The sequence below is a fragment of the Aromatoleum buckelii genome (assembly GCF_012910785.2).
Classification (GTDB): Bacteria; Pseudomonadota; Gammaproteobacteria; order Burkholderiales; family Rhodocyclaceae; genus Aromatoleum; species Aromatoleum buckelii.
The window spans coordinates 749,679-775,252 of record NZ_WTVH02000008.1; the positions used below are offsets into that span (position 1 = coordinate 749,679).

Below are 25,574 nucleotides of genomic sequence, written 5' to 3' on the forward strand. Positions count from 1 at the left end.
GGGAGCGCGACGATGACCCCCCTCGGCATCTCCGGCCGCATCGCCGGCGCGTTCCAGCGCAACGCGCTGACGCCGCTGCTGGCGCTGATCCTGTTGCTGATGGGCGTGTTCGCGACGCTCGTCACGCCGAAGGAGGAAGAACCGCAGATCGACGTGACGATGGCGAACGTGCTCGTGCCGTTTCCCGGTGCCTCCGCCCGCGACGTCGAGGCGCTCGTCGCGCGCCCGGCCGAGCAGGTGCTGTCGCGCATGGCGGGCGTCGAGCACGTGTATTCGGTGTCGCGCCCCGGTATGGCGGTCATTACCGTGCAGTTCGAAGTCGGCGTGCCGAACCAGGACGCGCTCGTGAAGCTCTACGACACGATCCATTCGAACCGCGACTGGCTCAGCCCGCAGCTCGGCGTCGGCGACCCGATCGTCAAGCCGAAAGGCATCGACGACGTGCCGATCGTCGCGCTGACTTTCTGGACTGCCGACCCGGCCCGCGCCGGCTTCGACGTGCAGCAGGTGTCGCGCGCGGTCGAGCTCGAATTGAAGCGCGTGCGCGGCACGCGCGACGTCGCGACGATCGGTGGCCCCGGCCACGTCGTGCGCGTGCTGATGGACGCCGAGCGGATGAACGCGCACGCGGTCACGGCGCAGGACGTGCGCGCCGGGCTGCAACTCGCGAATGCGTCGCAGCCGGCCGGCAACCTCGTCGCCGCGAACCGCGAAGTGCTGGTGCAGACGGGCACGTATCTCGAATCCGCCGACGACGTGCGCGGCCTCGTCGTCGGCGTCGCCGGCGGCCGCCCGGTCTTCATGAGGGATGTCGCGACCGTCGAGGACGGCCCGGACCAGCCGACGCAGTACGTGTGGTTCGGCACCGGCGCCGCGACCGCCCCGACGGGCGTTCGCGACAACGGCGTGTTTCCCGCCGTGACGCTCGCCGTGTCGAAGAAGCCCGGCGCGAACGCCGCCGACGTCGCCGAGGACGTCCTCGCGCGCGCCGAATCGCTGCGCGGCGAGCTCATCCCGGAAGGTGTCGATTTCACCGTCACGCGCAACTACGGTCAGACGGCGAACGACAAGGCCAACACGCTGATCGGCAAGCTCGTGTTCGCGACCGCCGCGGTCGTGCTGCTGGTGTTCTTCGCGCTCGGGCTGCGTGAGGCGCTGATCGTCGGCGTCGCGGTCGCTCTGACGCTCGCGGCGACGCTGTTCGCGTCGTGGGCGTGGGGGTTCACGCTGAACCGCGTGAGTCTGTTCGCGTTGATCTTCTCGATCGGCATCCTCGTCGACGACGCGATCGTCGTCGTCGAGAACATCCACCGCTGGCACACGCTCGAGCCCGACACGCCGCTGTGGCAGCTGATCCCGCGGGCCGTCGATGAGGTCGGCGGGCCGACGATCCTCGCGACTTTCACCGTGATCGCCGCGCTCTTGCCGATGGCCTTCGTCACCGGGCTGATGGGGCCGTACATGAGCCCGATCCCGATCAACGCGTCGATGGGGATGTTCATCTCGCTCGCGGTCGCGTTCGTCGTCACGCCGTGGCTTGCGCAGCGGCTGCTGAAGTCGGTCGACGCGCATCATCACGAAGGCGAGGACAAGCTCACCGCGCGGCTCGACCGCTTCTTCCGCCGCGTCATGACGCCGATGCTCGATCCGGTCAAGGGCGGGCGCGCGCGGCTGCGGTTGTGGCTGGTCGTCGGCGCGCTGATCGTCGCGTCGGTAGCGCTGCCCGCGGTGCAGCTCGTCGTCATGAAGATGCTGCCGTTCGACAACAAGAGCGAGTTCCAGGTCGTGCTCGACATGCCGGTGGGCACGCCGGTCGAGGAGACGGCGCGGGTGCTGCGCGAGATCGGCGAGCACGTCGGGAGCGTCGCGGAAGTCAGCGACTGGCAGGCGTATGCCGGCACTGCGAGCCCGATCAACTTCAACGGCCTCGTGCGCCAGTATTACCTTCGCAGCGCGCCGGAGCAGGGCGACGTGCAGGTCAATCTCGTCGACAAGGCGCACCGTTCGCGCAAGAGCCACGAGATCGCGGTGTCGGTGCGCGACGAGGTGACGCGGATCGCCCGCGCGGCGGGAGGCAACGCGAAAGTCGTCGAAGTGCCGCCGGGCCCGCCGGTGCTGTCGCCGATCGTCGCCGAAGTGTATGGGCCCGACTACGCCGGCCAGGTCGTGGTCGCCGGCCGCGTGCGCGCGGCGTTCGAGGGCGCGGCCGACATCGTCGGCGTCGACGATACCGTCGATGAAGCGGCGCCGAAGCTCGTGCTGCGCGTCGACCAGGCGAAGGCTGCGCGCATGGGCGTCGCGCAGGCGGATATCGTCGAAGTCGTGCGCTTGGGGCTCGCCGGCGAGGATGTCACACCAATCCACGGCGGCGACAACAAGTACGAGATTCCGGTGCGCATCCAGCTGCCGTCCGAACGGAAGTCGAGCGTCGATCCGCTCTTGGCGATGAAAGTGCGGGCGCGCGACGGCACGCTGGTGTCGGTGTCGGAGCTCGTGCGGGCGCAGGAGACTGTCCGCGAGCAGGTGATCTACCGCAAGGACCTGCTGCCGGTGGTGTATGTCACCGGTGACATGGGTGGACGGCTCGATTCGCCGCTGTATGGCATGTTCGACATCCGCTCGAAAGTGAAGGACCTCGCGCTCGACGGGGCGCCCGGGCTCGGTGGCACGCTCGGCGAATGGTTCATCCGTGTGCCGGTCGACCCGTATGCGGGCTACAGCCTGAAGTGGGACGGCGAATGGCAGGTCACGTACGAGACGTTCCGCGACATGGGCGCCGCCTACGCGGTCGGCCTGATCCTGATCTACCTGCTCGTCGTCGCGCAGTTCCGCAGCTATCTCGTGCCGCTCGTCATCATGGCGCCGATCCCGCTGACGATCATCGGCGTGATGCCCGGGCACGCGCTGCTCGGCGCGCAATTCACCGCGACGTCGATGATCGGCATGATAGCGCTCGCCGGCATCATCGTGCGCAACTCGATCCTGCTCGTCGATTTCGTCAATCAGCAGGTGCGCGCAGGCATGGATCTGGGCGAAGCGGTGATCCGCGCCGCGGCAGTACGCGCGAAGCCGATCGGGCTCACTGCGCTCGCAGCGATGATCGGCGCGCTGTTCATCCTCGACGACCCGATCTTCAACGGCCTGGCGATCAGCCTGATCTTCGGCATTTTCGTCTCCACCGTGCTGACGCTGGTCGTCATCCCGGTGCTGTATTTCGCCGCGATGCGCAATCGCGTCGCCCAACTGCAAGGAGAAACACCATGAACCTGACCGTCAACCAGTTCGTTCGCATTTTCGCCGGCGCCTTCGTGCTGATCTCGCTCGCGCTCGGCGTCGAAGCTTCGCCGCTGTTCGTCGACGCGAATTTCCTGTGGTTCACCGCCTTCGTCGGGGCGAACCTGTTCCAGAGCGGCTTCACGGGTATCTGCCCGCTCGAAACGATCCTTCGCAAGTTTGGCGTCAGGGACGCGGTCGCGTGCCGGTGAGCGGCGGGCCGGGAGGGTGCTTCAGCCGCCGCGCTTGCGCGCGATCATCATGATCGCAAACACTGCGACGAGCGTCAGGCATACCAGCGACCAGTTCGCGATCGACAGGCCGAGGAAAGCCCAGTCGACTTTCGAGCAGTCGCCCGCGCCCTGGAAGATCATCGGCAGCGCGTCGGCCAGCGGAAAGCTGCCGAGCATGAATTCGAGGTCGGGCCCGCATTCGGCGAACTCCGGCGGGTAGAGCTGCATCCACGTCTGGCGCAGCGCGACCCCCCCGCCGGCGAGCGCCAGCAACAGGATCACGGCGGCGTAGGCGCGCGTGCCGCTGCGTCCCGGCGCATGCAGCCCGGCGACCAGCGCCGTCAGCGCGATCGCGACGAACGCATAGCGCTGCATGATGCACATCGGGCACGGTTCGAGCCCGACGACGTGCTGCAGGTACAGGCCGAAGCCGAGCAGCCCGGCACATACCGCGAAAAGGCCGAGAAACAGCGCACGGGAAGAAAAGGCGAGAGCTTGCATGTTTGGCAGCGAGGGGTTGGGTAGGGCCGGATTGTAGGTCAGGACCTGCCTTCGTCGCTGCGCTGCAAGAAAAGTTCGTCGACCGCTCGCGCTCAGACCCTGAAGCGCCCGACCGCTCCTTCCAGCGCCCGCGACAATTCCGCGAGTTCCCGTGCGTGGCCGGCGGATTCGGCGGCCGCCGCGTGGTTGCGCGACGCCATGTCCGCGACCTGCTCGACGTTGCGCGCGATGTCCTGACTTGCGCTGTTCTGCTCGTCCAGGGCGTGCGTGATCTCGCCCACCGCCCGCGCCGCAGTGCCCGCGACGTCGGCGACCTGGCGTATCGCTTCGCCCGCGGCTTGGGCCAGGGCGACGCCGCTCTTCACTTGCCGGACGCCGTCTTCCACGTTGCTGACAGTGCTCCGCGTGCCGTTCTGGATCTGCGTGACGATGCCGATAATCTCCTGCGTCGACTGGGTCGTGCGTTCGGCCAGTTTGCGCACCTCGTCGGCCACGACCGCGAACCCGCGCCCCTGTTCGCCGGCGCGCGCCGCTTCGATCGCGGCGTTGAGCGCCAGGAGGTTGGTCTGCTCGGCGATGTCCTTGATCGCCTGCACGATGCTCGAGATCGCTTCCGCATCCTTGCCGAGCGCGGCGATCGATGCGGCGGCACTGCCGACGCCGGCCGCGATGCGCTGGATCGCGTCGGAAGCGTCGCTCGCGACCGCCACGCCGTCGCGCGACAGGCGACCGGACTCGGCCGACGCGCTTGCGACTTCGCGCGCATGTTCCGAGATCTGGCGAATGCTCGCGGTAAGCTCTTCGATGGTCGCGGCCATCGTGCCGGCCGCCTCGTTCTGGCTGGAACTGGTGTCGAGCGCAATGCCCGAAACGTCGACGAGGCGTGCGCTGCGCTCGGCGATGCGGCTGCCGTTCGAGCGCACTTCGCGGACGATGCTCTGCAGGTTTTCGAGCAGGTCATTGAAGGCGGCCACCGCATGCCCGATTTCGTTGTCGCCGCTCGAGGGCGCGCGCAGCGTCAGATCGCCGCTCGTGCGAATGCCGTTTGCGGTGCGCGCGAGCGCGCTCAACGGCGGGACGATGCGGCGGTAAGTCAGCATGCACAGCGCCGCGGTCAAAATCGCCGCGAGGAGCACGGCGGCGGCGATCGCCCACTGGCTGAACCGCATCGTCTCGTGCGCGGACGCGCGCGTGCGCGCGGCCTCAGCTTCGATGTGCGCGGCGAGCCCGTTCATTTCCGTTTCGAGCGCGCTGAAGTCCTTCATGAAGTCGATCAGCAGTACGGCGGTGTCGTCATAGCCGCCGACCAGCTTGCCGACGATCCGCTTGGCATTCGTCGTGTAGCGTTCGAGCGCCGGGCGCATCGACTCGACCGCAGCCCCGACTGCCGGGTCGAGTTCCTGCCGGGTGCTGCCAGCGAACGCTTCCTCGAGCGCGCCGACGTCGGCGTGCAAGCGGCGGCCGGCCTCTTCGACCGCCGCGTAATCGTCTTGTTCAGCGGCGAGCAGCGCGGCGAGGACGTCGCTGCGGACCGTGCCGCGCACGACGTCGGCTTCGACCTGCCGCAGTGCCGCCGCCGCCGCTTCGTGGCTGCGGGCGACCGATCCTTCCAGGCTCGTGACGCTGCGCAATCCGATCCCGCCTACTGCGAGCAGCATCGCCAGCACCACCAGCGACAGCGCAATCAACGCCGCCCTTATCGATAGAGCTTTCGCTTTCATGTCTCCTCCAGATGGTTCCGGTCGGCGTGATACATTTTTTCGCCCGTTTTTTCCGGTCTTGTAATGATTGATTAGCGTCCCGGAGGCGCCGAACTTGAGGAAAATCTTGCAGGACGGCGAACGGAGGCCCGGGGCACAGTGCAATTTTTGCAATAACAGGAACAGTGTTGTCAGGTTTCGTGGCTTTTCAGGCAACAGTTCAGGCAATAAAGTAGAACCCGCAAAACACTCACATGGAGAACGCAATGAACATCCTGCAAATCAATTCGAGCGCCCGCAGCGACGCTTCCAACTCCACCCGCGTCGCGAATAGCATCGTCGAGCGGCTGCGCGCGTCGCACCCCGGCGCCGCAGTCGTCGTGCGCAGCCTCGCGCAGAACCCGCACCCGGTGCTCGACGAAGCGGCGCTCGGCGCGCTGTTCACACCGGCCGACAAGCGCACGCCCGAGCAGGCGGCCCGCGTCGCGCTCGATGACGTGCTGATCGCCGAGATCCAGGCCGCCGACGCCGTCGTCATCGGCGTGCCGATGTACAACTTCGGCGTGCCGGTGCAGCTGAAGAACTGGATCGACGCGATCACGCGCCTCAAAGTCACATTCCGCTACACGGCGAACGGTCCCGAAGGCCTGCTGAAGGACAAGAAGGTGTACGTCGCATTCGCCCGCGGTGGCCGCTATCGCGACACGCCCGCCGATACCCAGGTCCCGTACCTCAAGACGATCTTCGGTTTCCTCGGCATGACCGACGTGCATTTCGTCTTTGCCGAAGGCCTCGCGATGGGCGCCGACGCCGCAGAGCAAGCTTTCGCCGAAGCCGAGCGCGATATCGAGGCGGCGCTCGCCTGACGGATCCTCGCAGCGCCCGTCTGAACCGGGTGCTGCGGCCTCACGCCGCACCTGCACCGATCGCTTCCGCAAAGACGGATGCCGCCTGCCCGTGCGGGCGGCACGAGCGAACCCCCGACCCCATCAGGAGAACCGCGATGCCTGCCGAACTCCCCGCAGCAACCATCGAATGCGTCATGCAGAGCCGCGCCGTCGAGCGCCTCGTTGCTGGACAGGCGACGTCCGACGGTGCCGGCGTGAAGCTCACGCGCGTGCTGACCCAGCCGCTGCAGCGTCGGCTCGATCCGTTCCTGATGCTCGACGCGTTCGGCAACGAGAACCCCGATGATTACCTCGCCGGTTTTCCCGACCATCCGCATCGCGGCTTCGAGACGGTGACTTACATGATCGCCGGACGCATGCGCCACCGCGACAGCGCCGGCCACGAAGGGCTGCTCGCGAACGGCAGCGTGCAGTGGATGACTGCCGGCCGCGGCGTGATCCACTCCGAAATGCCGGAGCAGGAAGAAGGCGTCATGGAAGGTTTCCAGCTGTGGCTGAACCTGCCGGCGCGCGACAAGCTGTGCGAGCCGTGGTACCGCGACTTCGCCGCTGCCGACCTGCCGCGGTTCACTACGGCGGACGGTGCCGAAGTCCGGGTCATCGCCGGCGCGAGCGACGGTGTCGCCGGTGCAGTCACGCGCGAAGCGACCGCGCCGCTGTATCTCGACGTCCACCTGCCGGCCGCGACGCGCTTCGCCCAGACGCTGCCGCCGACGCACAATGCGTTCCTCTACGTCTATCGCGGCGAAGTCGCGGTCGGCGGCACGGCGGTCGCCGAACGGCGCATGGCGATCCTCGCGAACGCGCCGCACGCCGACGGCGTCGTCATCGAGGCGGGCACGGTGCCTGCGCGGTTGCTGCTGATCGCCGGTCGGCCGCTGAACGAGCCGATCGCGCAGTACGGCCCGTTCGTCATGAACACCGAGGCCGAGATCCACGCCGCGCTCGCCGACTGCCGCGACGGGCGCTTCGCCCCGCGCTGACGAGGGGGTCAGTCTTCCCGCGCAAGCTGCACGAGCGCCGCGACCTGGTCGAGGATCGGTTGCGGCGTCGCGACGCTGCCGGCGAGCATCGCGCGGATCAGCACCGCGTTGGCGACGACGCCGGGCGCGTCGGCGACCCCTTCGAGCGGTGGCGCCCCGCCGCTTTCGGCGGGCCATGCGACGCTGGCGACGCCTTCGCGGAACGCTTCCATCGCCGGACGCCGGCGCGGATTCGCGTAGGCTTCGCCTTCGGTGCCGCGCATCAGCATCGCCCTCCCGCCATCGACGAGCAGGAACTCGTGCATCCGTTCGAGATATTCGGGGTGCGTGACCGCGACGACGCGCACGCTGCGGACGACGCACGGGTCGACCAGCTTCGCCATCGTGTGGCCGCTGCCGCGCACGCCGAGGCGCAGTCGCAGGCTGAGGAGGTGGTCCAGGCCGGGCAGCAGCTGCGGCAGCGTCAGGCACGCGATGCGGCGCTCGGCGAGCGCGCGGGCCGCGTCGTCGGTGTTCGCCGCCGGAACGATGTCGAGCGCGGCGAGGAGCCCGAACGGGCTGGTGCGCGACTCGAAGTCGTGCCGCCCCTGGATCAGCACCGGCACGCCTTCGCGCGCAACGAGCAGCGCGACGAGCGGCATCAGGTTCGCCTGGCGGCGCGCGCCGTTGTAAGTCGGCAGCACGACGCAGCGCGGTCCCGGCGGCACCTCCACGGCTTCGGTGCGGGCGTCCATCGCGCGCTTGAAGCCGACGAGCTCGTCGAGCGACTCGGTCTTGATGCGCAGCGCGATCAGCATCGCGCCGAGCTCGAGATCCGGCACCTTGCCGTCGAGAATGTCGCCGAACAGCGCTTCGGCGCTCGCCGTGTCGAGGGAGCGCGCGCCCTTGGCGCCGCGTCCGATTTCCTTGATGATCGAGGCGTAGGTCATGGCGCGATTATCCGTCGCCGTGGGCATTCCAGCCAGCCAGGAGCACAAGAATGGAAGTCGGATTTATCGGACTCGGCCTGATGGGCCGTCCCATGGCGCTGAACCTGATGCGCGCGGGTCACCGCGTGCACGTCTGGAGCCGGCGCCGCGAATCGATGCAGCCGCTGCTCGACGCCGGCGCGGGCGACTGCGCGAGCGCGGCGGACGTCGCGTCGCGCGCCGAAGTCGTCATCAGCATTGTCGCCGACGCGCCCGATGTCGAAGAGGTCGCGCTCGGCGCGCAGGGGCTCGCCGACGGCGCGCGCCCCGGCCTCGTGTTCGTCGACATGAGCACGATCGCGCCGGCCGCGGCACAGTCGATCGCGGCGCGGCTCGCCGAGCGCGGCATCGCGATGCTCGACGCGCCGGTGTCCGGCGGCGAAGTCGGCGCGATCGGCGCGACGCTGACGATCATGGTCGGCGGCGACACTGCTGCATTCGAGCGGGCAAAGCCGCTGTTCGACGCGATGGGCCGCACGGTATCGCTGATCGGCGCGAGCGGCGCCGGGCAGGTCGCGAAAGCATGCAACCAGATTCTCACCGGCGTCGGCGTCGCGGCCGTTGCCGAAGCGATGAACTTCGCGCACAAGAGCGGCGTCGATGCGGCGAAAGTGCGCGAAGCGCTGCTCGGCGGCTTCGCCTATTCGCGCATCCTCGAAAACCACGGCCAGCGGATGCTGGAGCGCAACTTCAAGCCGGGCTTCAAGGCGTGGATGCACCAGAAGGACATGCGCATCGTCATGGAAGAGGCGCATCGCCTCGGCCTCGCGCTGCCGTCGGCGGCAGCGACTGCGCAGATGTTCAACGCGATGGTCGGCAGTGGGCTGGGCGACGACGACTCGGTCGCGATGCTGAAGCTCCTCGAACGCATGAGCGGCGGCGAGCGCGGGCCGGAGGGCGAATGATGGAAGTCGGCTTCGTCGGCCTCGGCGTCATGGGCCTGCCGATGGCGCGGCACCTGCAACAGGCCGGCCACCGCCTGCACCTGTGGGCGCGACGGCCGGAGAGCGTCGCGCCGTTCGCGGGCAGCGATGCGGTCACGCACGCCCGTCCGGCTGCGCTTGCTGCAGCGACGGAGGTTACGTTCACCGTCGTCACCGCGAGCGCGGACGTCGAGCAGCTCGCGCTCGGCGCGGAAGGCTTGATCCACGGGGCGCGGCCCGGCTGGGTGCATGTCGACATGAGCACGATCGCTCCGGCCAGCGCGCGTCGCATCGCGGCAGCTTTCGAAGCGCGCGGCGCGGCGATGCTCGATGCGCCGGTATCGGGCGGCGCGCAAGGGGCGCAGGACGCGACGCTCGCGATCATGGTCGGCGGCGGCGCCGACGTGCTCGAACGGCTGCGGCCGCTGCTCGCGTGCCTCGGGCGGACGATCGTGCATGTCGGCGGCAGCGGCGCCGGGCAGGTCGCGAAAGCGTGCAACCAGATGATCATGGTCGCCGCGATCGAAGCCTGTGCCGAAGCGATGCATCTGGCGAACGCGCACGGCGTCGACCTCGCGGCGGTCCGCAGCGCGCTGCTCGGCGGTTCGGCGGCATCCCGGGTGCTGGAAGTGATGGGCGAACGGATGGTGCGGCGCGACTTCGCCGCCGGCATCGAGTCGCGGTTGCATCACAAGGATTTCGGCATCCTCATGGACGAAGCGGCGAGGCTCGGCGCGCCGCTGCCGATCGCTGCGCAGGTGTGGCAGCAGTTGAACGCGCTGATGGCGGGCGGCGGCGGGCGGGACGACACGTCCGCGCTGCTGCGGGTGCTCGAAGCGGCGTCCGGAGCGTGAGGCGAAGTGATGGCGACTTCGGCGCAGCGACCGAGCGCAGACGAGGCAGGCAAATACCGTTCGGGCTGAGCCTGTCGAAGCCCTGCCAATGCCCTTCGACAGGGCTCAGGGCGAACGGTTGTAATTAATTGCCGAACGTGCGCGCCTCCGGCGAGGCGAAATTTTGTTTCCCGCGCTACGGCTGCTGCTCCGCCGGCTTGCCGTACCAGCGGAAGCGCTCGACGACTTCTTGCATCTCGTCGTCCGACAGCAGCACCGGTTCGCCGAGCTGCCGCGTGCGCCAGTATTGTTCGCACAGGCTCTCGAACTCGAGCGCGAGCGCGAGCGCATTGGCGAGGTTGCGGCCGAACACGAGCATGCCGTGGTTCGCGATCAGGCACGCGCTGCGTTCTTCGATCGCCACCGAGATGTTGTCCGACAGCGCCTGCGTGCCGAACGTCGCATACGCGGCGCAGCGCACGGTATGGCCGCCGAAGCGCGCGATCATGTAGTGGAACGGCGGGATCTCGAGTCGCTGGCATGCGAGCGCGGTCGCGAACGGCGCGTGCGCGTGGATGATCGCGCCGGCTTCGGGCCGCAGCGCATAGAGGTCGTGGTGCAGCCGCCATTCGCTCGATGGCGCGAACCGGCCGGTCGGCGTGCCGTCGGCGGCGACGACGACCATGTCCTCGGCACCGCAGGATTCGGGCGCGAGGCCGCTCGGCGTGATCAGCATGCCGCCGCGCGTGCGCGCGCTCGCATTGCCCGAGCTGCCGATGTTCAGACGCGCCGCACTCGTCGCCAGCGCAGTCGCGAGGAGTTCGGCACGGAGGTCGGCGCCCTGGGCGTCCGGCGGGCTCATGGTGCCTCCGGGAACAGGTCGCGTAGCCGGCCGGGGGGGCTCGCTCCGCGCTCGGTGATGATGCTCGTGATCAGGCGGGCCGGCGTCACGTCGAACGCCGGGTTCGCGGCGCCGGTGGTGTCCGGCACGAGCGCGACGTTCTGCACGCTGCCGTCGACTGCAACGCCCTGCACGCTGCGCACTTCGGCCGGGCCGCGGTCTTCGATCGGGATCGCGGCGCCGTCCGGGCAGGCGAAGTCGATCGTCGACAGCGGCGCGGCGATATGGAACGGCACACCGTGTTCGCGCGCCGCGAGCGCTTTCAGGTACGTCCCGACCTTGTTCGCCGAGTCGCCGTTCGCCGCGACGCGGTCGGCGCCGGTGATCACGAGGTCGACTTCGCCGCGCGCGAGCAGGATTCCGGCGGCATTGTCCGCGATCACGCTGTGCGGCACGCCCGCTTCGCGCAGCTCCCACGCGGTCAGCAGCCCCTGGTTGCGCGGCCGCGTTTCGCTGACCCACACATGCACTGCGATGCCCCGTGCATGGGCAGCGTAGACCGGCGCGAGCGCGGTGCCGGCGCCGCAGGTCGCGAGCCAGCCGGCGTTGCAATGGGTCATGACGCGGACCGGCCCGTTGCGCCGCGCGGCGACCGCTTCGAGCAGCGCGACGCCGTGGGCGCCAATCGCGGCACAGGTCTCGGCGTCGCCGGCGCGGATCGTTTCGGCTTCGGCCCACGCCGCGTCGAGCCGCGCCGAAGCGGGCAGCGGGCGCAGCCGCGCCTCCATGCGGCCGAGCGCCCAGTGCAGGTTGACGGCAGTCGGTCGCGTCGCGGCGAGCGTCTGCAGCGCGATGTCGAGCTGCGCGTCGCTGCCGTCGGCGATGAGTGCGATCGCGACACCGAACGCGGCGGTCGCGCCGATCAGCGGCGCGCCGCGCACTTCCATCGAATGGATCGCGGTGGCGACCGCAGCGAGCGTGGCCAACCGGCGCTGTTCGGTGCGGAATGGCAGCCGCGTCTGGTCGAGGACCACGATCGCGTCGCCGTCGCGGGCCAGCGTCGGCACGGGTTGAGTGAAAATCGGATGAGTAGGCATGATCGCCATTTTAGCGCTTCGCGACGGCAGCACCGCGCACGGGCTCCCGCGATGCCCCGGCATTGGCCCCTCATTGGTCGTTCTCGCGCACTCTGCGAGAATCCCCCGATCCCGTTCTCGCGCGCCGCTCACCATGCCCACTTTCCCCGCCCGCATCGACTCCCGCCTGCCGCAGGTCGGCACGACGATCTTCACGGTGATGTCCCGTCTCGCGCAGGAATGCGGCGCGATCAACCTGTCGCAGGGCTTCCCCGACTTCAACGCTGACGACATGCTGTTCGAGCGCGTCGCGTACTGGATGCGCGCCGGATTCAATCAGTACGCGCCGCTGGCGGGCGTGCCGCCGCTGCGCGAGGCGATCGCGCACAAGGTCGCGGCGCTGTATGGCACCACGTACGACGCGGAAACCGAGATCACGGTCACTGCCGGGGCGACGCAAGCTCTTTTCACCGCGGTCGCGGCGCTCGTGCATCCGGGCGACGAAGTCATCGTGTTCGAGCCGGTGTACGACTCGTACGCGCCGGCGATCGAACTGCAGGGCGGACGCGTCGTGCGGCTGCAGCTGGCCGCCCCGGACTACCGGCCCGACTGGGACGCGGTCGCCGCCGCGATTACGCCGCGCACGCGGATGATCATGATCAACAGCCCGCACAACCCGACCGCGACGGTGTGGTCGGCCGACGACCTCGCGTGGCTCGCGGCGCTGACGCGCGGCACTGGCATCGTCGTCGTGTCCGACGAGGTCTATGAGCACATCGTCTTCGACGGCACGCGCCACGAGAGCTGCGCGCGCGACGCCGAACTCGCTGCGCGCAGCGTCATCGTGTCGAGCTTCGGCAAGACGTATCACATCACCGGCTGGAAAGTCGGTTACGTCGTCGCGCCGCGCGAGCTGATGGCCGAGTTCCGCAAGGTGCACCAGTTCAACGTGTTCACCGTCAACACCCCGGTTCAGCTCGCGCTCGCCGACTACATGGCGGACGCGTCGCGACACGAAGGGCTCGCGGCGTTCTATCAGGCCAAGCGCGATTTCTTCCGCGCTGCGCTCGGCGGCTCGCGCTTCGAACTGCTGCCGTCGGCCGGCACGTATTTCCAGCTCGTCCGTTATCGCGCGATCTGCGACGAGCCCGACACCGCTTTCGTCGAACGCCTGACGCGCGACACTGGTGTCGCCGCGATTCCGGTTTCCGCATTCTTCGCCGACGGTCGCGACGAGCGCGTGATCCGCTTCTGTTTCGCGAAGAACGAGGCGACACTCGCCGCGGCATGCGAGCGGCTGTGCCGGGTGTAACGTTGGCTGCGTGCTAAACTCGCCGCGCTTCGTTCCTGATAGATCCGCTCGTGCGAAACCTGCTCATCTTCATTCTCGTCCTCGTCGTCATCTGGTGGGTGCGCCGCGCGTTGAGCAAGCCCCGCGGAAGCGATCCGCGCGCGGCCGGCCGGCGGGGGGGACCGAAGAACGCGCCCGAACCGATGCTCGCGTGCGACCAGTGCGGCGTGCATGTGCCGGAGAGCGAAGGCGTGCACGACGACAACGGGTTTTTCTGCTGCGAGGAACACCGGCGCCTCGGCGTGCGGCGCTGACGGCGCGTGCGCCCGATGGCTGTGGCGGCATTCCCCGATCCGGACCTGGACCCGTCGCGCTGGGTTCCGCTGCGCTACCTGAACTTTTTCCGGCTCGTCATCGCCGGGCTGTTCCTCGTCGCCGGCAGCGAGCTGCAGCTCGGTCATGAAGCGCCGAAAGTCCTCATCGCGGTCGCGTTCGCCTATATCGCCGCCGTCCTGACGCTGGGGTTCCCGGACGCCGCGCGGCGCATCGGCCTCGATCGGCTGATCATGCTGCAGGTCGTCATCGACATCGCCGTGCTCGCGACGATCATGTGGGCGAGCGGCGGCTACCGCAGCGGCATCCCGGTGCTGATGATGGTGATCCTCGCGGGCGCCGGGCTGGTCGCGCAGGGGCGGGCGGTGCTGTTCTTCGCGTCGCTCGCGACCGTCGTCGTGCTCGCCGAGAACAGCTGGCGGTTCTTCAGCGGACGCTCCTCGGCGGATTTCCTGCAGGTCGGCTTCGTCTGCATCGGCTTCTTCGGCATCGCGATCGTCGCGCGTCTGCTCGCGCTGCGCGCGAAAGCGAACGAGTCGCTCGCGACGCTGCGCGGCGTAGCGCTGGCGAAGCAGCAGGCCGTCAATGAACGCATCATCCGCGACATGCAGGACGGCGTGTTGGTGCTCGGCGCCGACGGACGGGTGCGCCAGGCCAACCCGAGCGCCGCGCTGCTGCTCGGCGTCGATTCGCTCGAAGGCAGGCTGCTCGCCGAACTCGACGAGAGTTTTTCCGATTTCCGCGTCCGCTGCGCGACTGCAGACGGTGCGCTGCAGCGCATGCGCGCGTCCGGCAAGCTGCTGCGCTGCCGCGCGGTTGGCGCCGGGGAAGATCGCGAGGGCGACGGAGGAGAGTGGGGAGGAAGCGAGGGCGACACCCTGGTCTACCTGACCGATTTCGAAGAAATCCTGCAGCGCATGCAGCAGATGAAGCTCGCGGCGCTGGGCCGCCTGACGGCGAGCATGGCGCACGAGATCCGCAACCCGCTGTCGGCGGTGATGCAGGCGGCCGAGCTGCTGACCGAGGAAAAGCGCGCCGACGTCCAGGTCCGGCTGGTGCGCATCATCAACGACAACGCGCGGCGCATCGAGCGCATGGTGCGCGACGTGCTGGCGCTCGGCCGGCGCGAGGAAGCGCTGCCCGAGGCGCTTGCGCTCGCCCCTTTCGTCGCAACCGTGATCGAGGAATCGACGCTCGGCGGCGCAGCGGAACGGGACGTTTTCCGTGTCGAAATCCCGGCGCGGGCGACGCTCGGCATCGACCGCGCGCATCTGCACCAGATCCTCGACAACCTCGTCGCGAACGCGCGGCGCTATTGCTCCGGCCAGCCCGGCTCGGTGCGCCTGTTCGCCGTCGACGAGGGCGGGCGCACGGCGCTCCACGTGCTCGACGACGGGCCCGGCATCGATGCCGCCGAGCGGCTGCGCGTCTTCGAACCTTTCTTCACGACACATCCGAAAGGCACCGGCCTCGGGCTTTATATCGCGCGCGAACTCGCCGAAGCGAACGGCGCGACGCTCGAGCTCGCGGACAACGCTCCCGGCGCCCACTTCGTGCTCACTGGACGTACCCAGCCATGAACCATCCCGAACGACGCCAACGCCCCCGCATCGACGTCCTCGTCGTCGACGACGAGGAAGACATCCGCGAAGTGCTCGAGCTGTCGCTGATGCGCATGGGCCTCGGGTGCGACACCGCCGGCACGATCGCCGACGCGCGCCGCTTGCTCGGCGACAAGGCTTATCGCCTGTGCCTCACCGACATGCGCCTGCCCGACGGCGACGGCATCGAGCTCGTCGCCCACATCCAGGCCCACCAGCCGGGCCTGCCGGTCGCCGTCGTCACCGCTTACGGCAGCATCGAAACGGCGATCCGCGCGCTCAAGGCCGGCGCTTTCGACTTCGTCACGAAGCCTGTCGAGCTGAAGGCGCTGCGCGAACTCGTCAGTCACGCCCTCCGGCTTGCGCAGCCGGCCAGGGTCGCTCCTGCTGTCGCGAGCGGCCGCAGCCTGATCGGGTGCTCCGTGGCGCTCGCGCAGTTGCGCGTGCAGGTCGAAAAGCTCGCGCGCAACCAGGCGCCGGTGTTCATCCACGGCGAATCCGGTACCGGCAAGGAAGTCACCGCGCGCCTGATCCACGAACTCGGCCCGCGCGCCGCCGGCCCGTTCGTGCCGGTCAACTGCGGCGCGATCTCGCCGGAGCTGATGGAAAGCGAGTTCTTCGGCCACCGCAAAGGCAGTTTCACCGGCGCGGTGTCGGACAAGGATGGCTTGTTCCAGGCGGCGCGCGGCGGCACGCTGTTTCTCGACGAAGTCGCCGATCTGCCGCTGGCGATGCAGGTGAAGCTGCTGCGCGCGATCCAGGAACGCGCAGTGCGCCCGGTCGGCGCGCACGCCGAGGAGTCGGTCGACGTGCGCATCCTGTCGGCGTCGCACCGCGACCTCGCGCAGCTCGTCGCCGCAGGCAAGTTTCGCCAGGACCTGTACTTCCGCATCAACGTCATCACGCTGCGCGTGCCGCCGCTGCGCGAACGCCCCGAGGACATCCCGGAGCTTGCCGCGCACATCCTCGCCCGGCTCGCCGAGCGCGAAGGCGGCCCGCTTCGTCGCCTGAGCGCAGGCGCCGCTGCCGAACTCCGGCAGCACGCATTTCCCGGCAACGTGCGCGAGCTCGAAAACCTCCTCGAACGCGCGTGCGCGCTGTGCGACGGCGACGAGATCGGCGTCGACGACGTCAAGCTGTACCCGACGACAGGCATCGGCGAGCCGCTGCGCTTCGACTTCGGCGACCACCCCGACGATGAGTGCGCCGGCGACGGCGACGACGAGCGCCTGCGCGTGCTGCGCATGCTCGACGACACCCGCTGGAACCGTTCCGAAGCCGCGCGCCGGCTCGGCATGACGTTGCGGCAGCTGCGGTATCGGCTGCAGAAGTGGGGGATGGAGTAACGGGAAACGGGCGTACGGAACGCGTATGGAACGGATTCGCCGGCGCCGGATCACACCCCACGTCCGGGCAACGACAGGGGGATTTCATGAACGCAACGAAAAGCTGGGGACTTGTCGCGGTGGTCGCGCTGGCCGCCGTGGCCGGGTATTTCGCGCTGCGGGGAGCGGACCCGCAGCCCGATCCGCTGGTCGGGGTCGAAGAGCCGTCCGCGCCCGCGCCGATCACCGCCGAGCCGTCGATCCAATACCCGATCGAGGCCGTCGTCGACCCCGCCGCCGAAGTGCCCGATGCCGGGCCGCTGCCGGCGCTGGACGAAAGCGACGCCGCCGTCAGTGCCTCGCTCGACTCGCTTCTTGCCGGCGGTGCGCGGCCGGACCTGCTGTTGCTCCAGGACGTCATCCGCCGCGTCGTCGTCACCGTCGACAACCTGCCCCGCGAACGCTTCGCACGACGCCTGTCGCCGGTCAAGTCCGTCGAAGGTGGGCTGCTCGTGAGCGGCGCCGGCGGCGAACTGGTGATCAGCGAAGACAACCGGGCGCGCTACGCCCCGTATGTCGCGCTAGTCGAAGCCGTCGACATCCGCTATCTCGCATCGCTCTACGCGCGCTTCTATCCGCTTTTCCAGCAGGCGTACCAGGAACTCGGCTATCCGCAGGGGTATTTCAACGACCGCCTCGTCGCAGTCCTCGACCACCTGCTCGCGACGCCCGAACCCGCAGGCCCGCTGCGCGTCGTCCAGCCGAAAGTCCTCTACCAGTTCGCCGACCCCGAACTCGAACGCCTGTCGGCTGGGCAGAAGATCCTGGTGCGCATGGGGCCGGACAATGCGGCACGGGTCAAGGCGCGGCTACGGGAATTGCGGCGGCGAGTCGCGGGGGGAGTGAGCGCGCCGTGAAAATTTTCTCCTCTGTGCGATCTATCGGGCGATTTTCAAAACGAAGAAGACCGCCGGAGCGGTCTTCTTCGATGCTGTTTGGGTCAGGAGAAAAACGTGGTCTGTCCCCGTTTTTTCGTTTTTCCGCCACAGATTTAGCAAATGGCTCCGGCGCCGCGGGTTACGCATCCCCCCGATTTCACCCAGCCAATCTTCCCGTCCGCTGCTAGGGTGCCAGTGAGAACGTAAGTGTCGGCTGCGGCGACACCGTTTACAGCGTTAGGGACCAAGGTAAGAGTCGCAACGTTAGTTGCCACGGCCAACGTCACGCCCGCCGGGTTGAAGACTGTGCCCCCGGACGCAAGGCCGGGAATACCCGCGGCGACTGCCGGTGCGTCGGGTACGCCGGCAGCAACGGCGATGGCTGTGAAGTTTCCGCCCGTTACGCAGTCGCCATTCTGGGCGCACACTTCAAGCGCGAGTTTGTAAGGAGAGCTAGCCGCCACTACTTCTGTGTAACGTGCCTTGATCGTGTAGTTCTGATACGCAGGAATCGCCACCGCCGCCAGAATCCCAATGATCGCCACGACGATCATCAGTTCGATCAGCGTAAAACCCTGTTGAACCTTCTTCATGATGTTCCCCTTTGAACAGCGGAAAGCCCGCTTGGCAGGGATAACGCAACGGCCATGCCAGAAGTCCTGACGCCGGAATTACAGGGGCATGCCCTCGAAAAGCCGCTCCGGAGCGTCAAGGTGTGACGAGAGGGCGTGACGGATTGTCAAAAAATGACAGAGCAGGAATCGCCGCGCCGGAAGCCGGGGCACGAACCGCAAGTTGGAAGCGGTCCGCGTCCGGCCCCTGCTCCTTGCCCCGCACGGCGCAACCGGCACCTATAATTCCCATCATGCGACTCACCGACACTCAAGGGACGACGATTCGGCAATTGACTGCGGAACTGGCCGGCCTGTCTGCCAGCGTCCGCCTTTTCGGCTGGCGGCTCGGCGACGCAGCACGGGGGGGAGCGCGTGGGCGGTGAAAATGGGAGAGGCAGGCACGGCGAATTCACTGCTAGACTTTCCTTGGTGTCATTTCTGCTTCCACGAACCGAGCAATACGAGCTGATCATGCATCCTGTCATCGAAACCCACCGCAAGGAGCTTCGCGCGCTTGCACGACGCTACGGCGTACGTTCGATCAAGGTCTTCGGCTCGATGGCCCGTGACGAGGCGGATGTGGAAAGCGACGTCGATCTGCTGGTAGAGACGACACCGGATATCTCGGGATTCACGCTCGGAGCGCTCCTCATGGATGCGCAGGACCTTCTCGGGAGGCGGGTCGATATCGTGACTCCGGCGTCACTCCACCCGGCGATCCGCGCTCGCGTGTTGCGCGAGGCACGGGCGATTTGAGGCCGCATCTTGAAACCCGGCCCTGACGCCGACCGGGTTTATCTGGCGCATATGCTCGAGTGCATCGCCCGGATCGACGAGTATGTCGAGGGCGACGAGGGCAAGTTCCGGTCTTCCCGCCTCGTCCAGGATGCCGTCATCCGTAACCTCCAGACGCTGGCGGAATCGAGTCAGCGACTCAGCGAGGCCATAAAGGCCAGTGAACATCGAGTGCCGTGGCGCGCAATCTCGGGGTTCCGGAACATCCTCGTGCATGACTATCTTGGCGTCGATGTCGATAGCGTCTGGCAGGTCGTGAAGCGGGAATTGCCGCCATTGCAGGCTGCGCTTGCCCGGATGCGGGGCGAGGAATAGAGGACGACAGTCACTCCGACTTCGGCAACGAGGCGGCCAGCGCGTCGCGCGCGCGCAACCGGCCCACGTGCCGGCCGTGCAGCACATAAAACACGGGCATGCCGAGGACGGCGAGCGCTGCCATGCTGCCGTACAGGTTGCGGTAGCCTATTTCGGAGATCGCCAGGCCAAGGAGGTACGGGCCAAAGCCCAGACTCGCATCCATCGAAATATAGAAAGTCGATGTCGCCAGACCCATGCGCTGCGGCGCGACCACTTTGACGGCGACGGCATAGAGCGCGGATTGCAGGTTGCCGAATCCAATGCCGATCAATACCGCCGCCACCAGCAAGCCCATGCCGGACTGGACAGTGGCCAGCACGACCAGTCCGAGAGCGAGGAACAGGCAGGACGGGAAGACCACCATGTTGGAGCCTTTCCGGTCCAGCAGCCGTCCCGTCAGAGGGCGCGACAAAAGCACCACTGCGGAATACACGATGAAAAAGAAACTCGCCGCGGTGACAAGATCGAGCTCGACGGCGTAACCATTGATGAAGGCCAGCACGCTCGCATAGCACAGGCCGTACAGGAACGTGACGACGGAAATGGGAATCGCGCGGGCCTCGACCAGATTGGCCCATGAGAACTGGAACCCCCTGAGGCCTGCATGCGATGCCCCTTCCGGCACCTGCGCCCACATCGCGGCAAGCAGGCCGAGGATCGCGACGGCGACGCAAGCGGCGAATATCCAGTTGAAGTTCGTGTGCTGCAGCAGCCACACTCCCAGGAACGGTCCGGTTGCCGCAGCGAGCGTCGTGCTGAGGCTGTAGTAGCTGATGCCCTCCGCCCGGCGATCACGAGGGATGATATGGGCCACGGCAGTGCCGGCGGCCGTGCTGCCCACGCCGAGCGCGAGGCCGTGCACGAAACGTACGGCAATCAGCGTGGCTATGGAATCGCTGAGGAAATACAGGCCGCTCGTGATCGTGAAGGCGATCATGCCGATGACCATCGTTTTCTTCCGGCCCAATGCGTCGACGAACTGGCCGATGATCAGCCGCCCCAGCAAGGTGCCGATGACGAAAATGCCGGCGACCAGTCCTGCCTGGCTCAGCGACGAACCGTATTCCTGCATCGCATGCGCGCCGATCACGACGATCAGCATGTAAAACACCAGGGCCAGAAAAAAATTGACCGCAAAAACGATCACGAAGTCGCGGGTCCAGAGTTTTGTCGGTTGCATGATGAGCCCGGGGGAACGCTATTTGATGTTGCCGAGCAACTGCTGGAAGACCGTGACCGTCTGTTCCAGCTGCTCGGTGGCGATACCGGCGGTGGCGCGTCGCTCCAACGCCGTGATCTGCTCGCGGCACTCCGTGTAGATGCGCTGCCCTTCGGCAGTCAGGGCTAGCGATTTCTCGCGGCGGTCATTGCCCGGCGCACTCGTCAGATACCCCAGCTCCTCCAGGCGTTGCACGCGACGGGTGATGCCGGGCTTTTCGATACCGTAATAAGCGGAAATCTCCACCAGCGAGGCCTGCTCGTGCTCGTGCAGATAGAACATCACCTGCCACAGCGAATGGGACAAGTCATACGAATGGAGCAGCTGGTTCAGGGCCTGGATCACGGGCCGGTACAGCGACAGGTAGTGTCTGAAAAAACCCTGCATGGCGTAGATGGTTGCCTTGAGTAATAGTAAACTAAGGCAACTATATTTGAGCGGCAATTCAGCTGTCAATCGCCCGGGGGTCCGCCACGCCTTCGCTCTTGCCACCGGAACTGGAATCTAGGCGGAGGGGGGGCGATGAAGCCACTGGCAATGCTGCAGGGGCAGTTTTGAAAGTGACGGATAATGAAAACAGAACCTGCACGTTTTGCAGGGAAAACTTGGGGAGCTGGAACTCGTCCCCGTGAAGGTCGGGAACCATGACGTCGAGTACTGAAGCCGGGCGCCCCGAGGTGCCCGACGAGCGCGGGGCGCGAGAGGCGCTGCCGGTTTTCGCCGACGGCTGGCTCGCGGACGCCGAGCGCTGCGAGTCGCCGAATTACGACGCGCGACCCGCAGGCTGCGAGGTGCGGCTCGTCGTCGTGCATGCGATCAGCCTGCCGCCGGATGAGTTCGGCGGGCCGGGAGTTTCGCAGCTGTTCACGAACGCGCTCGACCCGGCGGCGCATCCGTATTACGCGACGATCCGCGACCTGCGCGTGTCGGCGCATTTCTTCATCGCGCGCGACGGCCGGCTGATGCAGTTCGTCTCCGCGGACAGGCGCGCGTGGCACGCCGGGGCGTCGAACTGGCGCGGGCGCGAGCGGTGCAACGATTTTTCGCTCGGCATCGAGCTCGAAGGCTGCGACACGTTGCCGTTCGAGACGGCGCAGTACGAGCGGCTCGCGGCCCTCGTGCGCACGCTCTGTGCGCATTACCCGATCGAGGACGTCGTCGGGCATTCGGACATCGCGCCGGGGCGCAAGACCGATCCGGGGCCGTTTTTCGATTGGGAGCGATTGGGCGCGTTGCTCGCCGGGCCGGGAGCGGTTGCCGTCCGCGGGACGCAACCGCCGCGACCGGCGGCAGGCGCAGAAGCCGGCTGAACGCTCAGCGGATCGGGATGACGATCGGCGGGATGCTGACGCCGATGACGACTGCGGGGTCGCGCGAATACACCGGTGCCGGCGGCACGTAGTACGACGGGCGCTCGCGCTCGTAGTAGCGGTATTCGCGCACGACCGGGCGACGCTCGACGATGCGTTCGCGGATCACGACGCGCTCGCGGTCGTGCTTCCAGTGCTTCTTGTAGTGACCGTGGCGGTGGCCGCGGTCGTGGTCGCGCCATTCGCGGTCATGGTCACGCCATTCGCGGTGTTCGCCGCGGTCGGCGTGGGCCGGTAACGCGGTGAGCAGGGCGCCGGCGGCGACGAGTGCGGCGAGCAGTTTGAGCGTGTGCGATTTCATGGCTGTCTCCTTGTTGGGCCGGATACGAGCAGCCGGCGCGTGTCGCACCGGGATCCTCTTGCCCGATTAAACGCGAGCCGGAGACGAAAGGTTGGCGTGGAGTTGTAAGTGAATATGGGTACGGCTCAGCCGACGAGGATCACATGCACGCGTCGCGGGCCGTGCGCGCCGAGCTGGATCGTCTGCTCGACGTCGGCGGTGCGCGACGGGCCGGAGATGATGTTCGTCGCCCGCGGCATGCCTTCTGGGCGGGCGCGCAGCTCGGTCCACCCGTCCTCGAAGTGGTCGACGATGCGGGCGGTCTCGAGCACGACGACGTGGTCGTCGGGGACGAAGTTGTGCGTCGTCGGGCTGTGCGGACCTGATGCGAGCATCAGGCTGCCGGTCTCGGCGATGCCGCACAGCGCCCGCGACACGGCGAGCGCTTCGGTGATGCCGGCCGCTTCATGATGGATCAGCCAGCCGTCGGGCCACGCGAGATCTTTCAGCGCCGCGCCGACTGCCGCGCGTTGGGGCAGGCGGTGCGCGAGCCGATAGGCTTCGACCGCGGCGGGAACCGCGTCGCGCGAGGCGACGCGCTCGATCGTCCCGGCGCGGCTTTCGAACTTGCGCATGAAGCGCGTGACGAGGTCTTCGTCGTGTGCCGGGCGGGTGTGGCGCGGCACGCGCGCGTCGAGCGCGGCGACCTGCGTCGCGTCGAGCGGATCGCGGCGCAGCGCGTCGCGGACGGATTTCAGGATCGCGTCCCGCGCATTGCCGCTTGCGTTTGCTGGTGCGTTCATCGCTGGCCTCGCTTGCCTTGCCACAGTTCGAGAAAAGTGCGTCCGGTCGGCGCCGGCAGGTCGCGCGAATCGGTCCAGCCGCCCGCGAGCGGCAGGCGCCGGATGCGCCCGCGCCGCGCGATGCCCGACAGCGCGCGGGCGGCGAGCTGCTCGAGCGCGTGGTAGAGCTTCGGCCGCGTCGCGACCCAGCGCCAGATGCCGAGCGCGCGCTTTTGCATCACCGGCGTGATGTTCTGCTGGTGCTGCAGGTGGCGCAGCTCGCGCAGCAATTCCGGGAGCGGGATCTTGACCGGGCACACCGACTGGCAGCGGCCGTTCAGCGTGCAGGCGTTCGGCAGGTCGTACGCGGCGTCGAGACCCTTGATCAGCGGCGTCAGCACCGAGCCCATCGGGCCGGGATAGACCCAGCCGTACGCGTGGCCGCCGACCGCGCCATACACCGGGCAGTGGTTCATGCACGCGCCGCAGCGGATGCAGCGCAGCATGTCGCGGAAACGCCCGGCGAGCATCTTCGAGCGGCCGTTGTCGACGAGAACGACGTGGTATTCCTCCGGCCCGTCGAGGTCGTCGGCGCGGCGCGGGCCGGTCGAGATCGTCGTGTAGGTCTCGGTCTCCTGGCCGGTTGCGCTGCGGGCGAGCAGCCGCAGGAACAGCGTTGCGTCGTCGAGCGTCGGCACGACGCGCTCGATGCCGGACGTGACGATATGCACTTTCGCCAGCGTCTGCGTCAGGTCGCCGTTGCCTTCGTTCGTGACGATGATCGACGAGCCGGTCTCGGCGACGAGGAAGTTGCCGCCGGTGATGCCGACGTCGGCGCGGAAATACTTGTCGCGCAGCACGCGCCGCGCTTCGTCGACGAGCTCGGGCACCTGCGTCTTGCGTGGCCCGCCGTGCGCGGCTTCGAAGAGGTCCGACACCTGGTCCTTCGTCTTGTGCACTGCTGGCGCGATGATGTGCGACGGCGGCTCGTGCGCAAGCTGGATGATGTATTCGCCGAGGTCCGTCTCGACGACTTCCATGCCGTTGTCGATCAGCGCCTCGTTGAGGTCGATTTCCTCGGACACCATCGACTTGCCTTTCGTGACCGTCTTCGCACCGACGCGCTTGCAGATGCCGAGGATGATCTTCCGCGCTTCCTCGGCATCGCGCGCCCAGTGCACCTGGCCGCCGGACGCGACGACCGCCTGCTCATAGCGGGCGAGGTAGTGGTCGAGATTGTCGAGGACATGGTTCTTGAGGTTCTTCGCCTCCTCGCGCAACTGCTCGAATTCCGGCAGATCGGCGACCTGCTGTGCGCGCTTGCCAACGAAGCCGTAGCGTGCGCGCCCGAGCGCGGTCTGCAGGTTCGCGTCGTGGATCGCGAAGACCGAGCGTTCCTTGAATTCATCCGAGCGGATCTGCATCAGCGCGACTCCTTCGGCGCGTCGGCGAGACCGGCTCCGTCGGCGAAGCCGGCGAGCACTTCGGCGATGTGGAACACCTTGACCGGAGCGTGGATGCGCTTCAGCCGGCCGGCGATGTTCATCAGGCAGCCCAGATCGCCGCCGAGCAGCGTGTCGGCGCCGGTGGCGAGGATGTTGCGCACTTTGTCATCGACCATTTTCTCGGAAATTTCCGGGTATTTGACGCAGAACGTGCCGCCGAAGCCGCAGCACACTTCGGCGTCTTCCATCTCCTTGAGCTTGAGTCCGTCGACTTCGCCGAGCAGTGCGCGCGGCTGGCCTTTGATGCCGAGGCCGCGCAGGCCCGAGCACGAGTCGTGGTAAGTCGCGGTGCCCGCGTAGCGCGCATCGACCGTGACCGCCGCGCCGCGCACGTCGGCGAGGAACGACAGCAGCTCGAAGCTCTTCCTCGACAGCGCTTCGGCACGCGGCAGCCACTGCGGGTCGTCAGCGAAGAGCGCGGGGTAGTCGTGGCGGATCGTCGCCATGCACGAGCCGGACGGCCCGACGACATAGTCGAAATGCTCGAACGCCTCGATGACCTGCCGCGCCAGCGCGCGCGCCGCGTCATAGTCGCCGCTGTTGTAGCCGGGCTGGCCGCAGCACGTCTGGCTCGCCGGCACCTCGACGCTGCATCCCGCGTCTTCGAGCAGCTTGACTGCGGAAAAACCGACGTTCGGCCGGAACAGGTTCATCAGGCAGGTGGCGAACAGTCCGACGCGGGGCCCGGCAGTGGGCGATGAGGTCATGAAGCGGTCTCCGGTTCTTGTTCTGGGCAGGGTGAGCGGTGAGGGCAGAGCGATGTTAGCAAGCGCCGCCGCGATGCAGGGCGAGGGATTTTCAGGCCGGCGATGAGCGCGTTTCATGCCAGCGGCAGCATAGCAGAGGCCTGCGGCGACGTCCGGCGGGCAACGCCCGCAGGTCGCCGCCCGCATATCGAGCGAGCGTGGCACACTGCGCGGTTTGT

The 25,574-nt window shown here is 67.7% G+C and carries 26 protein-coding genes; 14 read left to right on the forward strand and 12 right to left on the reverse strand.

What is annotated here, in order from left to right; translation table 11 throughout:
- Positions 1 to 12 precede the first annotated feature (12 nt).
- Positions 13 to 3,264, forward strand: a complete 3,252-nt coding sequence (locus GO608_RS05455; protein ID WP_169197145.1) for an efflux RND transporter permease subunit — start codon at positions 13 to 15, stop codon at positions 3,262 to 3,264.
- Positions 3,261 to 3,485, forward strand: a complete 225-nt coding sequence (locus GO608_RS05460) for a YgaP family membrane protein (protein WP_169197144.1) — start codon at positions 3,261 to 3,263, stop codon at positions 3,483 to 3,485. Before GO608_RS05455 ends, GO608_RS05460 begins: the two co-directional genes overlap by 4 nt.
- 21 nt (positions 3,486 to 3,506) lie before the next feature.
- Here the strand turns inward: GO608_RS05460 and GO608_RS05465 are convergent, their stop codons facing one another.
- Together GO608_RS05465 and GO608_RS05470 are read right to left on the reverse strand one after the other, a co-directional pair.
- Positions 3,507 to 4,007, reverse strand: a complete 501-nt coding sequence (locus tag GO608_RS05465; protein ID WP_169197143.1) for a disulfide bond formation protein B — start codon at positions 4,005 to 4,007, stop codon at positions 3,507 to 3,509.
- Between the two features lie 92 nt (positions 4,008 to 4,099).
- Complete coding sequence (locus tag GO608_RS05470) at positions 4,100 to 5,728, reverse strand: methyl-accepting chemotaxis protein (protein ID WP_169197142.1); 1,629 nt, start codon at positions 5,726 to 5,728, stop codon at positions 4,100 to 4,102.
- 245 nt (positions 5,729 to 5,973) lie between these two features.
- On the opposite strand from GO608_RS05470, the gene GO608_RS05475 reads away from it, so the two are divergent.
- Positions 5,974 to 6,573 carry an FMN-dependent NADH-azoreductase gene (locus tag GO608_RS05475; RefSeq protein WP_169197141.1) on the forward strand — a complete coding sequence of 200 codons (600 nt, stop codon included), beginning with the start codon at positions 5,974 to 5,976 and terminating at the stop codon, positions 6,571 to 6,573.
- 137 nt (positions 6,574 to 6,710) lie between these two features.
- Positions 6,711 to 7,598, forward strand: a complete 888-nt coding sequence (locus GO608_RS05480; protein ID WP_169197140.1) for a pirin family protein — start codon at positions 6,711 to 6,713, stop codon at positions 7,596 to 7,598.
- 8 nt (positions 7,599 to 7,606) lie between these two features.
- On the opposite strand, the gene ybiB is transcribed toward GO608_RS05480, so the two are convergent.
- Positions 7,607 to 8,527, reverse strand: coding sequence for a DNA-binding protein YbiB (ybiB, locus tag GO608_RS05485; RefSeq protein WP_169197139.1), 921 nt, complete (start codon positions 8,525 to 8,527; stop codon positions 7,607 to 7,609).
- A 50-nt stretch (positions 8,528 to 8,577) separates the two neighbouring features.
- On the opposite strand from ybiB, the gene GO608_RS05490 reads away from it, so the two are divergent.
- Positions 8,578 to 9,471 (forward strand): 2-hydroxy-3-oxopropionate reductase, encoded by an 894-nt coding sequence (locus GO608_RS05490; protein WP_169197138.1) that lies wholly within the window; start codon positions 8,578 to 8,580, stop codon positions 9,469 to 9,471.
- A complete protein-coding gene (locus GO608_RS05495) occupies positions 9,471 to 10,343 on the forward strand; it encodes an NAD(P)-dependent oxidoreductase (RefSeq protein WP_169197317.1) in 873 nt (290 codons plus the stop codon). Before GO608_RS05490 ends, GO608_RS05495 begins: the two co-directional genes overlap by 1 nt.
- A gap of 175 nt (positions 10,344 to 10,518) precedes the next feature.
- Here the strand turns inward: GO608_RS05495 and GO608_RS05500 are convergent, their stop codons facing one another.
- Both GO608_RS05500 and mtnA read right to left on the reverse strand, forming a co-directional pair.
- Positions 10,519 to 11,184, reverse strand: coding sequence for a class II aldolase/adducin family protein (locus GO608_RS05500; protein ID WP_169197137.1), 666 nt, complete (start codon positions 11,182 to 11,184; stop codon positions 10,519 to 10,521).
- Positions 11,181 to 12,245 (reverse strand): S-methyl-5-thioribose-1-phosphate isomerase, encoded by a 1,065-nt coding sequence (gene mtnA, locus GO608_RS05505; protein WP_169197316.1) that lies wholly within the window; start codon positions 12,243 to 12,245, stop codon positions 11,181 to 11,183. Before mtnA ends, GO608_RS05500 begins: the two co-directional genes overlap by 4 nt.
- A gap of 148 nt (positions 12,246 to 12,393) precedes the next feature.
- Between mtnA and GO608_RS05510 the strand changes: the two genes are divergently transcribed.
- The 5 genes from GO608_RS05510 to GO608_RS05530 all read left to right on the forward strand — a co-directional run bounded on the left by GO608_RS05510 (position 12,394) and on the right by GO608_RS05530 (position 17,706).
- Positions 12,394 to 13,551 carry a pyridoxal phosphate-dependent aminotransferase gene (locus GO608_RS05510; protein ID WP_169197136.1) on the forward strand — a complete coding sequence of 386 codons (1,158 nt, stop codon included), beginning with the start codon at positions 12,394 to 12,396 and terminating at the stop codon, positions 13,549 to 13,551.
- Between the two features lie 50 nt (positions 13,552 to 13,601).
- Positions 13,602 to 13,844, forward strand: a complete 243-nt coding sequence (locus GO608_RS05515) for a PP0621 family protein (protein WP_169197135.1) — start codon at positions 13,602 to 13,604, stop codon at positions 13,842 to 13,844.
- 15 nt (positions 13,845 to 13,859) lie between these two features.
- A complete protein-coding gene (locus tag GO608_RS05520; RefSeq protein ID WP_169197134.1) occupies positions 13,860 to 15,443 on the forward strand; it encodes a sensor histidine kinase in 1,584 nt (527 codons plus the stop codon).
- Positions 15,440 to 16,810 carry a sigma-54-dependent transcriptional regulator gene (locus GO608_RS05525; protein WP_169197133.1) on the forward strand — a complete coding sequence of 457 codons (1,371 nt, stop codon included), beginning with the start codon at positions 15,440 to 15,442 and terminating at the stop codon, positions 16,808 to 16,810. The genes GO608_RS05520 and GO608_RS05525 overlap by 4 nt, the downstream gene beginning before the upstream one ends.
- An 86-nt stretch (positions 16,811 to 16,896) precedes the next feature.
- The gene (locus GO608_RS05530; protein ID WP_169197132.1) at positions 16,897 to 17,706 is read left to right on the forward strand and encodes a DUF3014 domain-containing protein; all 810 of its coding nucleotides are present in this window, start codon (positions 16,897 to 16,899) and stop codon (positions 17,704 to 17,706) included.
- A gap of 134 nt (positions 17,707 to 17,840) precedes the next feature.
- On the opposite strand, the gene GO608_RS05535 is transcribed toward GO608_RS05530, so the two are convergent.
- Complete coding sequence (locus tag GO608_RS05535; protein WP_169197131.1) at positions 17,841 to 18,320, reverse strand: pilin; 480 nt, start codon at positions 18,318 to 18,320, stop codon at positions 17,841 to 17,843.
- 492 nt (positions 18,321 to 18,812) lie between these two features.
- On the opposite strand from GO608_RS05535, the gene GO608_RS05540 reads away from it, so the two are divergent.
- Together GO608_RS05540 and GO608_RS05545 are read left to right on the forward strand one after the other, a co-directional pair.
- Complete coding sequence (locus GO608_RS05540; RefSeq protein WP_169197130.1) at positions 18,813 to 19,097, forward strand: nucleotidyltransferase family protein; 285 nt, start codon at positions 18,813 to 18,815, stop codon at positions 19,095 to 19,097.
- Between the two features lie 9 nt (positions 19,098 to 19,106).
- Positions 19,107 to 19,451 carry a HepT-like ribonuclease domain-containing protein gene (locus GO608_RS05545; protein ID WP_211159204.1) on the forward strand — a complete coding sequence of 115 codons (345 nt, stop codon included), beginning with the start codon at positions 19,107 to 19,109 and terminating at the stop codon, positions 19,449 to 19,451.
- 10 nt (positions 19,452 to 19,461) lie between these two features.
- On the opposite strand, the gene GO608_RS05550 is transcribed toward GO608_RS05545, so the two are convergent.
- Both GO608_RS05550 and GO608_RS05555 read right to left on the reverse strand, forming a co-directional pair.
- Entirely contained in the window at positions 19,462 to 20,673 is a 1,212-nt protein-coding gene (locus GO608_RS05550; protein ID WP_211159203.1) for an MFS transporter, read from the reverse strand.
- 18 nt (positions 20,674 to 20,691) lie between these two features.
- Positions 20,692 to 21,168 (reverse strand): MarR family winged helix-turn-helix transcriptional regulator, encoded by a 477-nt coding sequence (locus GO608_RS05555; protein WP_169197129.1) that lies wholly within the window; start codon positions 21,166 to 21,168, stop codon positions 20,692 to 20,694.
- 188 nt (positions 21,169 to 21,356) lie between these two features.
- On the opposite strand from GO608_RS05555, the gene ampD reads away from it, so the two are divergent.
- Positions 21,357 to 22,022, forward strand: coding sequence for a 1,6-anhydro-N-acetylmuramyl-L-alanine amidase AmpD (gene ampD, locus GO608_RS05560; protein ID WP_211159202.1), 666 nt, complete (start codon positions 21,357 to 21,359; stop codon positions 22,020 to 22,022).
- 4 nt (positions 22,023 to 22,026) lie between these two features.
- Here ampD and GO608_RS05565 read toward each other — a convergent pair whose 3' ends face one another.
- From GO608_RS05565 to GO608_RS05580, 4 genes are all read right to left on the reverse strand, one after another.
- The gene (locus GO608_RS05565; protein WP_169197128.1) at positions 22,027 to 22,383 is read right to left on the reverse strand and encodes a hypothetical protein; all 357 of its coding nucleotides are present in this window, start codon (positions 22,381 to 22,383) and stop codon (positions 22,027 to 22,029) included.
- A gap of 125 nt (positions 22,384 to 22,508) precedes the next feature.
- Positions 22,509 to 23,165: a LutC/YkgG family protein gene (locus GO608_RS05570; protein ID WP_169197127.1), complete on the reverse strand. Its 657-nt coding sequence runs from the start codon at positions 23,163 to 23,165 to the stop codon at positions 22,509 to 22,511.
- Complete coding sequence (locus GO608_RS05575; RefSeq protein ID WP_169197126.1) at positions 23,162 to 24,568, reverse strand: LutB/LldF family L-lactate oxidation iron-sulfur protein; 1,407 nt, start codon at positions 24,566 to 24,568, stop codon at positions 23,162 to 23,164. The genes GO608_RS05570 and GO608_RS05575 overlap by 4 nt, the downstream gene beginning before the upstream one ends.
- A complete protein-coding gene (locus tag GO608_RS05580; protein ID WP_169197125.1) occupies positions 24,568 to 25,356 on the reverse strand; it encodes a (Fe-S)-binding protein in 789 nt (262 codons plus the stop codon). The genes GO608_RS05575 and GO608_RS05580 overlap by 1 nt, the downstream gene beginning before the upstream one ends.
- Between the last annotated feature and the right edge of the window lie 218 nt (positions 25,357 to 25,574).